Below are 13,336 nucleotides of genomic sequence, written 5' to 3'. Positions count from 1 at the left end.
GATCTATTACAATCATTTTCGAGGGCAGTGGAACCTAAAAAAACTGCCGCCTGCAAAGTACAGACAACAGCTTCTTCAAGTTAGCTAGCTTTTTTTGAAATGTCCTTTACAAAGGGTACAGTTTATAATGGAGTGGCTTCTTTGATTGAACTTCCCTTTTGTTGAACTATCGTTCTCCGTTAGTCATGCATGCAGCGCAAGCGCCGCACCACAGATGATAGAAGTTAATGAGTTCTTCCATGGGAGTTCAATGAAGGTACATGGATTGTAATTTATGAATTGAATACTTCTCTATTTGCTTTAACAACTTCATGAATGGAAAATGTACCACCTGAAGCTACCAACTTTTCCATCACCTTATCGCGCAGAAATGGCGCTTTTTCTTTATTCGCTTTAGTTAAGGCTATGGTTAGTTGCTCTTTTGTAAGTTCGGTGCAGTACGCAGGGGTTCCTGGCTGTTGTCTCCACGAATCGCTTAGAGAACCACTATCTACAGCGTCGAAGCCTAGATCGTTTGCGACACTCATAATTATTTGTTTGTGGGATAGGTCATCACCAGCTATCGCTATGGCAATGCGTCCATGAGTCCCTTCGGGAGTTCCATGATGTTCTAACGTATAGGCTAAGAAATTGTTGAAAGCTTTAATGATAGGTCTACCTAAATGTTTGGATACCCAAACACTTTCAACCATCCCGTTCCCAATTTCATCGATTTTACCGCTCATTTGATGATAATAATTTGAAGTGTCTACAACGACTACTTCCTCCCCAACTTTATCTATAATGTTGCGAATGCTTGGCAGTGCATGGAAAGGGATAGATATGATTAGAACATCTATCTTTGTAATGACGTCTTCTACACTCACAGGTATACCTGTCAGCTTTTTCCCTCCCAAATGTCTAATTCCTCGAGCATCTGCAATTTTCACATCATGTCCATTCTCAGTTAATTTTTTTGAAATATTTGACCCGATTGGTCCTGCACCTATAATTCCAATTTTCATTTTCTTTCCTCCTAATTATGATCATATTCTAAGCGTTATTACCTCTGTGATCGTCTGGCCGGCTGCTGTCTTGTATTTATTAATGGATGGTATGAGTTACCTTGCGGTTGACGATGACGCGACGGATGAATAACCCAATAACCAAGCTAATCAACGCTATAATCATCGTGAATAAAAATACGTTTTGGGATCCTGCCGTCATCGCGTTTGCAATTTCGGCCTGTTTGGCCGGAGCGGAGGAGCCGTGCAAGTATTTCTCCATACTGCCCGTAAGAATACTGATTGCGACCGCTGTTCCAATCGCGCCCACGACCTGCTGCAGTGTGTTCATGACTGCCGTACCGTGCGGGTATAGCTCCGGCGGCAATTGATTTAGTCCGTTCGTTTGAGCAGGCATCCATATCATGCCTATCCCCACCATGAGCCCGATATGCAAAGCCACGATAAAGGCCACTGAAGAAACAGGAGATAGGGTAGTAAAGAACCATAACATGACTGCAACGATCACGAGTCCGGGAATAACGAGCCATTTTGGCCCATATTTATCGAACAAGCTCCCCATACGCGGGGAGAGGATACCGTTCAGCGCGCTGCCTGGTAATAGCATGAGTCCCGCAGTGAACACAGACAGTCCTGCACCCGTCTGTAGAAACATCGGCAGGATAATCATGCTCGACATAATGATCAACATACACGACAGTACCAGGAGCAGCCCAACGACGTACATTGGGTACTTGAAAACGCTCAGATTCATCATCGGATCGCGCATAGAATTCTGACGCAGTATAAACAGCACCAGTGCGACGAGCCCAACAATGATTGAAGTGACCACAACTGCGCTCCCCCATCCTTCAGATCCTTCGCCTGCCTTACTGAAACCGAAGACAACTCCTCCAAAGCCGATCGTTGACAATGCGATAGACAACATATCTATCCGGGGCTTCGTGACATCGGTGACATTTTCCAAGTACTTCAGTCCTATCAACAACCCAATAACCAGGAACGGCAGCGAGAACCAGAATATATAATGCCATGTTAAATACTCTATTAATAGACCGCCTATGGTCGGGCCGGTTGCCGGCGCAAACATGATAACAAGTCCAACGAAGCCCATCGCCGCCCCCCGCTTTTCCGGCGGGTATATGACAAGAATCGTATTGAACATGAGCGGCAGCAATAATGCCATGCCTGCCGCCTGTAAAACTCTAGCGACCATCAACATCTCAAAATTAAACGAGAGCGCCGCAATGAGTGTGCCCATGATTAAGCTTATGAGCGAAGCTGTGAACAGTTGTCTCGTTGTAAACCTCTGCAGCAGCAGCCCGCTTATCGGCATTAAAATGCCAAGAGTCAGCAAGAAACCGGTTGTTAACCACTGTGCGGTTGCGGCTGAAATTTGGAACACTTCCATTAAATTAGTCATTGCTATGTTTAGAGCGGTCTCACTAAACATGCCGACAAAACCGCAGATAAGCAGCGATACCAAGATGGCACGCGTATTGTATTGCTTCTTCATTTCTATAACTCCTTGTAAATCAATTCAATTAATAAAAGTTTATTTTTTAGCAAATCCTTGTTTGTTTAAATAGTCCATCATTTGAGGCTGAATACTTCGTTGGAGATGATCTTGGATATGGTCACTCCATCCTTTTACTTTTTTCACTGTAAAAGGGGCTTTAATGGGGCGACTTTCATAATACTTCAGCATGTTTTCATCGTAGATGGCTAATTTCTCTGTATCCAATGATTGATAATGGTTTTCAAGTAAAACCATGGATTGGGGCAGTCGCGGCTTGAGATCAGGTTTATCTCCAACTGGAATACCAATACATAATCCAACTAAAGGAATCACATATTTAGGTAAATTCAACACATCAGATATTTCGGTAATATTAGCTCTAATCCCACCAATAAATACACCGCCAAGACCCATGGATTCGGCCGCAGTTAACGCATTTTGTGCCATCAGCCCAGCGTCGAATGAACCGATTAATAGAAATTCAATATATTCAATATCCACATCTGGGGCAATTTGATGATTCCGGTTAAAGTCTGCACAAAAAACCCAAAACTCTGCTGCTTCTTCGATATACGGTTGATTGACAGAGAGTCGCATTACTTTTTTTCGAAGATCCGGATCTGTGATTCTAATGATTGAAACGGCCTGAAGAAGGCTAAAAGATGAAGATTGATTAGCAGCTTTAAAGATTGCATTAACTTGTTCCTCTGTCAGTGGTTGATTTGTATAAGAACGAACAGATGTATGATTATGAAGCAATTCAAGGGTATTATTCAATTGTATCTTCTCCTTTATTCGTTATTTACTATTTCAGCATTTCCGTATTGATAAGGAACCCCCATATTCTCGCGCAGTGTTTTTCCCTCATATTCCCTGTGGAACAAACCACGCTCCTGCAAAATTGGGATAACTAAGTCCACAAAATCAGAAACTCCATCATAAGATATATCTGGAACAACCGAGAAGCCGTCACATGCACCTGCCAAAAACCATTCTTCCAAAAAGTCAGCAACTTGTACGGGGGTACCTGCAACTACCGGATGATAGTTAATGACGCCATGTGCAAGAACATCTCGAATCGATAGCCCTTGTTTCAGTAGCTTTAAAGCTCTAGGTGAACGTGGATCCTGTGGATTAGCGTATGCATTCTTCAACAAGTTAGTTGCTAAAGGCTGATTAATGTCGACCGAGTTAACAGATAGCTGTAAACCGATCATAGAACCAAGGTAACTAACCCTACTTGGTATCTCTTCAGGATTAAAACTCATTAGCTGTCTTCGCCGTTCCAAAGCTTCTTCTTCGGTTGAAGCTATGGAAAACATAAAACCTGCATACATCTTAATGTCATCGGGATTTCTGCCAAAACGAGCAGCACTAAGACGAAGCTCCTGCCTGTGTTGACGAGCAGAATCTATATCATAAGGATTTGCATAGACGCCAGAAGCGTACCTTCCCGCCAATTCCAATCCTTTATCCCCTCCTCCTGCTTGGAAAATAACAGGCTGCCCCTGCTCTGAAGGGGGAATGGGCAAAGGACCACGAGATGCATAATATCGCCCTTTAAGGTTTATAGGTCGAAGTTTGTCCATGTCGACAAACTTTCCATCTTCTACATCTAATGTCCAAGCGTCTGATTCCCAACTGCCCCACAATGCTTGAACAATTTGTATGGATTCGTGAGCCATGTCATATCGTTCTTTGCGATTGGCAACCTCAGCACCAAAGTTTGCAGCCGCAAGCGGCTGAGATGAGGTGACAGCATTCCATCCTACACGGCCATGACTTATAACATCCAGTGCTTTGAACTGACGTGCGATGTTATAAGGATAATTGAATGTCGTGGAGAGGGTAGCAACAAGCCCAATATGTTTCGTTTCTCTGGCTACAGCCATTAGTGCTAACATAGGATCCATAGGGAACATAGGAGTCTGAGGACCTAAGTCATTGTATAATGCAGGTGTATCTGCGATGAAGATCATTTGAAATTTCCCTTTTTCAGCTAATTTAGCGCGTTCCACATAACTATCTATATTTGTGTAAGCTTTGGGGTCAGTGCCAGGCATTCTCCAAGCGCTGAATTCGGCTCCGTATCCCGAAATCATTTGTAATGCAAGTTGCATCTCTTTTACATTTTTCATATATGTCTTCTCCTTTATTTTTAAATATGCCAACGCAGAAAAAAATCTAAAATATATCTATGCAAAATACTTTACTTAGCAAACTAAATAACTAAAAATAAGTTAGCATGCTAAATAAATATTTTAGTTAGCATGCTAACTAAAATGCAAGAGAAAACTTATAATAAGTTACTCTCCATTTGTTTCAAAAGCCGCCTTAACAATAAGCGCTCTGTTGGTAAAATGGAATTCAGTAATTTTTCTTGCTGCTGTTTCCATTTGAAATCAACCGGCTTCTCTGATTCTTTTCCTTTTTCCGTCAGATAAATTCGCATAACCCTTGCGTCATGTATATCGCGTTTACGGTATATAAATCCGTTTTGCTCCAATGATTTAACCATATTTGTTACCGTCGGCGGCTCGCAATTTAAATGTTCACATAGTTGCATTTGCGTTACTCCATCGCCTAACCACAGACGAGAAAGTAAATTATCCTGGCCTACATAAAGGTTAATTTCTCTTAGAGATTCGCTATAATCTCGACGCATTTGAGAAGAAATTCTATCTAACGACTGACGAATATCGCAATCCAATGTATTAGACATTAATATATCTCCTCAGCAGTCAAATTATAGTTAGCCCACTAAATATATCACGGTGATATCCTTGTGTCAATATGGCTTAATACTTAACGGAATAAAATCCAGTGAAGGTTGCGAATTCTTTAAGATAAACCAAGTTTCGCATATTCCATTTAATTAACGTCTCAAATTCCCACTGATTTTATTCTCTTTAAGCCTGAATTTCGATATCATTGACTAGAGTTCACTTTATTTCTTGGGTGGTCTGCTTGTTTATATAATGAAAACTATATTGGTGTAGGTAATATGGATGTTCAATTAATATCTTCGTACGAACTTCATTAACTTCAAATGGAAATCTAAACGGTTCATTGAACTCATAACGCATCGCAGGGATACTTCTTTCTTTGGTTGGATTGTTAACACTACATCCACTTATTAAAATAATCAATATTAGAAAAACAAGAGAACCACTCCTCATATTTTCACCCCTTAGTACATTCTTTGAAATGAAAATGTTCATGATGCATTGAATCCATCCCAACCAACTCATTACTCTTTTTATGGTAATATGCGAAGTTATTATTTAGCGGCATTCGAAGTAATTGATAATTGTGAACTCTTGGTAAAGCTTCGACTTCACTAATGGCTAACTCACGTGTAGTGTAAATACCTATTGGAAAGAAATTTGGAAAACAAGTTGAAGCATCAGCAACGAAAATTCCCCAAACGTAATCATTTGGCACTTGATTCACCCTTATCCTTTTGCTTTATAAAACCTGTGTTAAGTATTCGGTAATCAGTTTAGTTATCCAGCCTGTTAGCTGAGCGGATTTCCAACAAGGCAAAACAAGCGGTGGATCGGTTCCACCGCTGTGCTATCGTTCTCCGTTAGAATATGAGAGTAGATTTCTGCTGTTAACATGCTCTACCTTAATGTGTCTTCGCCCCTAAGATGCTCAATTTGTTACAACTCCCACTGACCGTCACCTTTATTATGGTAAGACGCAAAGTATGAGCTACCAGACTCAATTAGATTCCAGACCATCGGTTCCTCTACAACAATCTTAAATGATTCCTTTTCAGTCGAGTTATTCGGGGCGTATGCAATAATCCAAGTATCTTTGTAATCAGATGAATAAAAAAAACGTACCGAATAGTGCTATGGAAAATACCTATATCCACGTTTGAAACGATTTATTAACCATCTTTACATTATTCACTTTTGCCCAACTCTTTAAATCCGAGGTGCCTCTATCTTCATCCTTTAAATACCTAAATGCCATATCCATTGGGACAATTCTCTTCCTATAAGGTAAAATCCCGATAACAGGTTTAAAGTACCCCGTAGTCATTATTACTTTAATATCTCTTCGATTGATAATATTCCCATTTAATATGATTTGCTCATTGGATAGGCATAACTCGGTTGGTTTCTTGAAAAATGTTCTGTACAATGCGAGTAGCAGTACAACTAAACATAGAAGAATCACCGTTAATGAAGCGTAGAATACACCTTCTTGGTCCCATGATCTAAATACAAGATTAGATTGAATCAATATAATAACAATCATTCCTATAATGGTTCTAATCCTTGTAGGACTCTTAACTGGATGCTTTATTTCCCTCAACAGTGCGCCCCCTTGTTCTAATCCCTTATCTAAGCATAGCGTATATTGGACCCCCCTGCCAGTTACACTGTAAGATTAAAGACAAGTTATTGTACATGACGTTATCTTAGGGGAATGGATATCTCTGTCTGATTAATCTACTTTTGAAAATACTACTGGCAGATGAATGGCCGAATAGCCAGCAGTGTGAACATGTTGTTAGCTGATGTCGGTGCTTCTTTGAAAAACTATAAAATTAATTGGCTTGTTTGTATAAAAACTCATTAATACTTTCAGAAAAGATCAGTAAAAATGTAGTTATAATATTTATTAATGCGGGGAGTATTAATAAAATCCAGATTCCAAATGTTAATTCATTAATGATATCGCTTTGAAAAATTGAACCTAAAAGAGAAAATAATCGTAAAATGGTAATTCCAGAAAAAACAATATAAATCCATTTAGCTACCTTACTTCCCCCATAGATGAATAGACAAATAAATATTGTAATCAAGGTATCTATGAAGTTTATAACAGAAAATTCTCGAACAATTATACTAATGCTACTCAAGACAATAACCAATACTATATTCAAGATCATTAATAATCTTACAAGCCTTTTTCCTTTTTTAACTTGTAGATAGAGAAAATCTTCAGAATGTTCCATTTTAATAACTCCTTTGAGAATATTACACCGATTTCAGCTAACGTTCTTGTATTCACGAACTTGCGCAGCAAGTTGTCACTGAATGTGCTCCTTCTGCCAATAGCATCAAAGTGACCAAGGCGGAGTCGCCGCTTGAATACTGTGTTATAGGAGGTCAAAGTCTTCTTCGAAAAACTTACTATTCACTTATCGTTCTCCGACAGGGCTTTAATTCTCTAAATAAATAACCAATAAGCCATTATGTTCGTGCCCTAAACTTGTAACATAACCAGCGATATTTTTGAATTCATCTTTACTTAGATGAGGGTTTTCTTGTCCAGTTTCTTCTGAGTAAAGCTGTCCATGTATATATTCGAGATGCTTTTTTATTTCTGCTAAATACGCTTTTTCATTTTTAGTGAGTTGATTGTCAACAATAAAAGGAGGAATTTGTTCACCATTGTATTCACTACCCAACAATATATCATTGGCTACCATTTCGAAAAGATTAATCCCGCTGGGATAAGCTCTAACGTAATCAGCTACTGAACTTGAAATATACGCAAAGCGGTTTAAATGTTCCGATAGAAGAATAAGGTCTATATTTACTTCATCTTTTGAGCTTTGATCACTTTCAAGTAATCTATTGACAATAGTAAGGGACTTATTAACTTCAATATAATAATGATTCAAAAAAATTTGAAACTGAAGTCGTTGCTCTTGTTTCTCTTTAAAATATGACCAATTAAATAAAACACTAATTATCAGTAAAATCATAAAGATACCAAGGACAACTTTATTTAATCCCAGCTTTTTATAAAGTGTAATATTATATCACACCTTTCACTATTGAATTATATTTTTTATTTAGGCTGTCCGTTAGATTTTTTTTTTTTCATGTTCTTACGCTGATTTCCTATAACTGATTATTTACTAACTTCGTAAATAACTCAATATGTAGGGTATGTGTGAAATTATTGAGCTATCTTGCCCGTTACTTCATTGGAGAAAAGAAGCTCCCATGTTGCAAGTCCTCTACTATTGTTCCAGATAGTTTTAGTAAGTTCCACTGTACTCAATCCTAAACTATATTGCTTCTTTTCAATGAGAAACGATTAAGAATGAACGAAGCTATTGTGATTAGAATACCTATACCAATAATTATTAAGCCATATGTATGTAAGTGAATGTCCGTAGCTGGAATGAATAACCAAATGAATTTACCGATACCCATGCTCCCATCTGGACTTCTGGCATTAAATGTGTAGGTGGTATAACCTTGATAAATAACATATACTCCAATTAAAAATAAAACCGCTTGACTGAACAACTTCAACAATGTACCTCCTTCAAAAGGATATTGGAAAAGTATTGAATAATATCATATACGTTAATAATATGAATAATGTTTCTCTGACTATAATAAATCCATCTTGGTTCTTCTTCCACATAACTGCCCATTAGCTCAATAAGAAAAAAACAATGATGCATAGCAAAGTCATTGTTTTAGAATTTAGATGAATAAAAAGAATCCATCAATTATAGTCCGTTACAGTCCCCTATTTCTGAGATTTAAGAAAAACTTGCTTGATATATAGGGATACATCACATTAAAGTGGCGTTAGCTAAGAAAACATGATGAACGAGTTCAGTTGTATTCATCCCAAATTTGTCTTCTCAGTGGGAAAATTCATTGTGTTTCATAAGTCCTACTATGCTTAACAACATGAAACCTCTCTCTTCTTCCTCAGTTCCTTATCCTCATACATGTTCCTATCGGCTTCGACAAACAAATCATCCAACTTTCCGATAGACTGCTCGGTAAAAGCATAACCAACTGACATTTGTAATTTAATCTCATTGCAATGCTCACTGTATTTCGCTAAATCACTATGAATACTCTCAAGTAGTTCTTCGACTCTTATTCTATCGCTATTCGTTATTAGAATAGCGAACTCGTCGCCACCAATCCTTGAAACCATCACATTATCTGTAGAATATGTATTCAATAGATTAGCGGCTTCTTTAATCAAATGATCCCCTTGTTTATGTCCTAAGATATCATTCGTATGTTTTAATTCATCTAAATCGCAGATCATAATTCCGATTGATATATTTTCATTTTGATTATATTTCTCCATTAAATCCTCAAAATACTGACGATTATAAATATTGGTTAAGCTGTCATGTGTACTCTTATACTCTAATTCTTCTTGAAGCTTTAACTTTTCAGTGATATTGCGTAGAATCCCCTGTATTGCTACCAATTCGCCATCTTTATACACTGGAGTCGTGTGTTCTTCAAACGTTTGGTATTCACCTTCATTATCCGCCAGACGATAAATAATCGGTTTGCTGAAATCTACTTCACCATTGATTTTCTTAATGAGCATATCATAGTCGTTAGGATGAATCCTATCAAACAACTTCTGGGGCTGTTCATAGACAAGTTTCCCTTCTTCTTCTCCGAAAATTTCCTCAAGTGGAGGGTAAACGTAGGTATATCTCCACTTAGGCTTTGTTTCAAAGTAGTATAATAGATCTCTTGTGTTCTCAACTAACTCGAACAATCGTCTTTCATTTGTGCTAATCTGCTCAGGTTGGGTTGCTGAATTCATGTTCTTATACTTAATAACACCATATGTAATCAATATACCTACTACTACACCAAGCAAAAACCAAATCAAGATTCATTCTCCTTCTCTCGTCAAGATCCTGATATTAACATTATAATCCTGATATTACCATGACTCAAGAACTAATAGAAGTGAATTTATTCCAGATATAACCACTTAATTTAATTATTTTTCCCTATGAACACTCTAATATTCAGAACATACAATAAATGAAATTATGAGTATCTTGAGTATTGTAGCGAAAAAAACCGAGCGAACATCAGAAAGGAGTCCTGAAAATCGGTCGGCTCAGCGTTAATCTTATTTTGCTCATAGGAGAACTATATTAAAAGTATAAGGCGTATATTTAATAACCACGCCTATTAGCCTTCTATTAATCTGTTAGTTGTATCGATAAACCAATTAAATAGTAGCAGAGGGATTAACATTATATGTTAAACAAATTTCCAAGCCAGATTCTGTATGGTAGTCTGCTTTTCTCTATCCAATGATTACAGAGTAGATATTTCTCTCCATGTATTTCTATTGGATTTTCGTAATAACGGTCTCTCCCATTTATCTTCCGTTGAATCGAAACTCCAGCTTCATCCGTCACTTATTTCAACATGGGATACGGAAGCATAAACATCTCCTTACTATATCGATAATCACATAGATGATCTATCTTTTCCTTAGATAGTTTGTATTGCTTTATTAGATCAGTGAAAGTATCACGGACAAATACAGCTATCGGAATTTCATCTGCTCCAGAATTAGATTCTTTTATGTTCGTTTTCACTTTGATTTTACGCCCTATGGCAGAAGCACTATTAGATACAAAAAACATGTTGTACATTTGAATACTTCTCAGAAATAATTCCGAGGTATCAGCTACCGATGAAGAAAGACCCACTACTGGCTCAAAATCTGACTCTTAAAGCTTTCGTTTGCAATTATTTCAATTTCAAAATCGAACCCAATTGAACTATATAGATTTTTAAGCACTTCAATATAAGAATGAAGTGGTTCATAAGTGGCTTGATTTATCTTTGGAGATGCAAAAACAATTGTTCCTTTTCTCATATTAAAGTAACCATAAAGTAGTAAGGAAGTTCGAACAACCTTCTTTATTACCCGCTCTACCGTTTCATTTTTACTACCATAGTTTAAACCCGCTTCATGAAATGCCATATCTACACCATAGATCTCTTGTACGACACCATTTTCTATTTGCAGACCAAGAGCATCTAATTCTCCTTGTTGCAACAGTTGCATATGTGATTATTATTTTTAAATATGTTAATCGAATACTTTTTTTCGAAGTAGGTACTAACTCTTTGCATGATTTTTTCAATTTCACTTTCATTAGATAATTTCCATTGATTTATGGATGGCTTCCAATTCAATTGAACAGACTGACACTTTTCACATGACGTAACCATGATAGCATTAATGATTCTCCAACCTCAATTTTCACGAGCAATCCTTCCCTTTTTCTTCTATGTACTTCTATTGCAACAGAAAACTTTTCAGTATTAGTTAGTAAATGAGCGACAAACAATGCGATATGCTGGCGCTTTACGATTTTTCATATCATCAGTGTTATAAGATCACCTCTCCTTACCAAATATACTTGAAATACGTTACTATATTGTATTTCCGTTTTCTTTGTCGTTACGAAACCACCTTTTGATCAGTCGTTGGAAAAAACATACCATATTAACTTGCAGTACGGGTTTAGCAAATTTATTGGCTGTTAACAATGTCTGATCTCTTGATGATTATAGACTGATTACATCTATTATTTCCTAACAGTTTGAACTAACACTTCCGCTACCTTGGGGATATCGAGAATTAAACTGGGTGACAAGGGATTTGAGGAGGTATTAATCAAAAAAAGGAATCAAAGTAGCTATCAAAATGGAATAGAAAAAGCCAAGCAATTATCAGATTAAAATCCTGAAAATAGCTTGGCTCATACCTGAATATCAAATTTTTATACCCTATTACTTGATATACATAGAATATATTTCGAGGATGTTATCCAATCCCTCATGCATTTCTTGAGCTAACTCACTACGTTCTGAAAATACAATTGGCTCTGACGATAACGATTTTGTTTGTTGCACTGTTAGTAAATATTCGTCTGACAACTTGAATACCTGCTTAATCTGATCAATTTGTGATTCATAAACAGATTCATCCGTATTCTCACCACTCAAGATGTGATCAATTGATAAACGTTCAATTTCGGTTAACTTGGAAAAAGATAATTTTGAATACCCTTTATCTCGTATAAATAAAATCAAATTATAAATGCTAGTCTAAATATGTACAGTATTGCTTGAATCAAGATGTACAGTTTTGACGACATGCTACATACTTGTCTCAAGGGAGAGATGAGTATGTACATGACGTTGGATGTTCAAACGGAATTTGAGATTCGTAGTTTACTAGACTTACCTAGATTCAAATCATTAATGGAGAATCTTAAAATGAAAATCAATAGAAGTCAGTTAGCTAGAGAGTTAGACGTAGATCCTCGTACCATCCAGAAGTATCTCGATGGATTTACAAAGAAAACAACGAAAGATAAAGGATCTAAGATCGATGAGTATTACGAGATCATTGCCGCTTTGCTTTCTGAAGACAGCAAGCAAGTCTTCTATTACAAGCGTGTGTTATGGCAATATCTGAGAAATAATCATGGGTTGGATTGCTCTGCCTCTGCTTTTAGAGCGTACATTGCTCGTAAGCCAACGTTTGAAGCTTACTTCAAACAAGGACATCGCCTTCCGTCACACAAGGAGCCATTCGTTTCGAGACGGCACCAGGCGTACAAGCTCAACTAGATTGGAAAGAAAGCATTCGCTTTGAAACCCGTGATGGTGAAAAAGTAGAGATCAATGTTGCCGTGTTGCTGCTATCCTATTCACGTTTTCGCTTCTACCATATGAGCATTACGAAGTCACAAGCCGTGTTGATGTCATTCTTAACCGAGGCTTTTGAAACCTTAGGCGGTGTGCCTCACGAGCTCTTAACCGACAACATGAAAACCGTGATGGATGAAGCAAGAACGGAACAATCTGCTGGGAAAGTCAACGCGAAGTTCAATCAATTCGCTACCGACTTTGGATGTAAAGTGAAGCCCTGTGTAGCCGGTCGCCCACGGACAAAAGGAAAGGTAGAAGCACAGATGAAACTACTCGATGAGATCCATGCGTACCAAGGAAAATTAAGCTTG

Annotated in this window: 14 protein-coding genes and 1 pseudogene; 1 reads left to right on the top strand and 14 read right to left on the bottom strand. The window is 37.6% G+C overall.

Going from position 1 to position 13,336, the window contains the following annotated elements; translation table 11 throughout:
• Nucleotides 1-272: 272 nt before the first annotated feature.
• The 14 genes from AC1TPB_RS24260 to AC1TPB_RS24195 form a co-directional block, all read right to left on the bottom strand.
• On the bottom strand, nt 273-1,004 hold the full coding sequence (locus tag AC1TPB_RS24260; RefSeq protein ID WP_482078839.1) for an NADPH-dependent F420 reductase: 732 nt from the start codon (nt 1,002-1,004) through the stop codon (nt 273-275).
• A gap of 79 nt (nt 1,005-1,083) precedes the next feature.
• On the bottom strand, nt 1,084-2,544 hold the full coding sequence (locus AC1TPB_RS24255; protein ID WP_482078840.1) for a DHA2 family efflux MFS transporter permease subunit: 1,461 nt from the start codon (nt 2,542-2,544) through the stop codon (nt 1,084-1,086).
• Nucleotides 2,545-2,559: 15 nt separating this feature from the next.
• Nucleotides 2,560-3,300, bottom strand: coding sequence for an oxygen-insensitive NADPH nitroreductase (nfsA, locus tag AC1TPB_RS24250; protein WP_482078838.1), 741 nt, complete (start codon nt 3,298-3,300; stop codon nt 2,560-2,562).
• Nucleotides 3,301-3,314: 14 nt separating this feature from the next.
• Nucleotides 3,315-4,661: an NtaA/DmoA family FMN-dependent monooxygenase gene (locus tag AC1TPB_RS24245; RefSeq protein ID WP_482078837.1), complete on the bottom strand. Its 1,347-nt coding sequence runs from the start codon at nt 4,659-4,661 to the stop codon at nt 3,315-3,317.
• Nucleotides 4,662-4,819: 158 nt separating this feature from the next.
• Nucleotides 4,820-5,245, bottom strand: coding sequence for a MarR family winged helix-turn-helix transcriptional regulator (locus AC1TPB_RS24240; protein WP_482060852.1), 426 nt, complete (start codon nt 5,243-5,245; stop codon nt 4,820-4,822).
• A 220-nt stretch (nt 5,246-5,465) separates the two neighbouring features.
• A complete protein-coding gene (locus AC1TPB_RS24235; RefSeq protein ID WP_482078836.1) occupies nt 5,466-5,702 on the bottom strand; it encodes a hypothetical protein in 237 nt (78 codons plus the stop codon).
• A gap of 694 nt (nt 5,703-6,396) precedes the next feature.
• Nucleotides 6,397-6,852 (bottom strand): hypothetical protein, encoded by a 456-nt coding sequence (locus tag AC1TPB_RS24230; protein ID WP_482078835.1) that lies wholly within the window; start codon nt 6,850-6,852, stop codon nt 6,397-6,399.
• Between the two features lie 235 nt (nt 6,853-7,087).
• Entirely contained in the window at nt 7,088-7,498 is a 411-nt protein-coding gene (locus AC1TPB_RS24225; protein WP_482078834.1) for a hypothetical protein, read from the bottom strand.
• A 207-nt stretch (nt 7,499-7,705) separates the two neighbouring features.
• The gene (locus tag AC1TPB_RS24220) at nt 7,706-8,254 is read right to left on the bottom strand and encodes a hypothetical protein (RefSeq protein ID WP_482078833.1); all 549 of its coding nucleotides are present in this window, start codon (nt 8,252-8,254) and stop codon (nt 7,706-7,708) included.
• 304 nt (nt 8,255-8,558) lie between these two features.
• Nucleotides 8,559-8,813 carry a hypothetical protein gene (locus tag AC1TPB_RS24215; RefSeq protein WP_482078832.1) on the bottom strand — a complete coding sequence of 85 codons (255 nt, stop codon included), beginning with the start codon at nt 8,811-8,813 and terminating at the stop codon, nt 8,559-8,561.
• Nucleotides 8,814-9,195: 382 nt separating this feature from the next.
• Nucleotides 9,196-10,164, bottom strand: a complete 969-nt coding sequence (locus tag AC1TPB_RS24210; protein ID WP_482078831.1) for a sensor domain-containing diguanylate cyclase — start codon at nt 10,162-10,164, stop codon at nt 9,196-9,198.
• Nucleotides 10,165-10,708: 544 nt separating this feature from the next.
• The gene (locus tag AC1TPB_RS24205) at nt 10,709-10,948 is read right to left on the bottom strand and encodes a hypothetical protein (RefSeq protein WP_482078830.1); all 240 of its coding nucleotides are present in this window, start codon (nt 10,946-10,948) and stop codon (nt 10,709-10,711) included.
• Between the two features lie 56 nt (nt 10,949-11,004).
• Nucleotides 11,005-11,367: a hypothetical protein gene (locus AC1TPB_RS24200; RefSeq protein WP_482078829.1), complete on the bottom strand. Its 363-nt coding sequence runs from the start codon at nt 11,365-11,367 to the stop codon at nt 11,005-11,007.
• Nucleotides 11,368-12,098: 731 nt separating this feature from the next.
• Nucleotides 12,099-12,314: a hypothetical protein gene (locus AC1TPB_RS24195; protein WP_482078828.1), complete on the bottom strand. Its 216-nt coding sequence runs from the start codon at nt 12,312-12,314 to the stop codon at nt 12,099-12,101.
• Between the two features lie 183 nt (nt 12,315-12,497).
• Here AC1TPB_RS24195 and istA point away from each other — a divergent pair.
• Nucleotides 12,498-13,336 (top strand): annotated as a pseudogene (gene istA, locus AC1TPB_RS24190) (IS21 family transposase); the annotation flags it as partial.

It is taken from the genome of Paenibacillus sp. Y951, from assembly GCF_056786395.1.
Note: the sequence above shows the minus strand (reverse complement) of the source record. Positions and strands in the feature narration are given on the sequence as shown.

Bases quoted from the DNA above. Each gene is read 5' to 3' on its own strand.
- AC1TPB_RS24235 (WP_482078836.1), bottom strand. From the start codon at position 5,702: ATGAGGAGTGGTTCTCTTGTTTTTCTAATATTGATTATTTTAATAAGT.
- AC1TPB_RS24245 (WP_482078837.1), bottom strand. From the start codon at position 4,661: ATGAAAAATGTAAAAGAGATGCAACTTGCATTACAAATGATTTCGGGA.
- AC1TPB_RS24205 (WP_482078830.1), bottom strand. From the start codon at position 10,948: ATGTACAACATGTTTTTTGTATCTAATAGTGCTTCTGCCATAGGGCGT.
- AC1TPB_RS24240 (WP_482060852.1), bottom strand. From the start codon at position 5,245: ATGTCTAATACATTGGATTGCGATATTCGTCAGTCGTTAGATAGAATT.
- AC1TPB_RS24220 (WP_482078833.1), bottom strand. From the start codon at position 8,254: ATGATTTTACTGATAATTAGTGTTTTATTTAATTGGTCATATTTTAAA.
- AC1TPB_RS24200 (WP_482078829.1), bottom strand. From the start codon at position 11,367: ATGCAACTGTTGCAACAAGGAGAATTAGATGCTCTTGGTCTGCAAATA.
- AC1TPB_RS24225 (WP_482078834.1), bottom strand. From the start codon at position 7,498: ATGGAACATTCTGAAGATTTTCTCTATCTACAAGTTAAAAAAGGAAAA.
- AC1TPB_RS24260 (WP_482078839.1), bottom strand. From the start codon at position 1,004: ATGAAAATTGGAATTATAGGTGCAGGACCAATCGGGTCAAATATTTCA.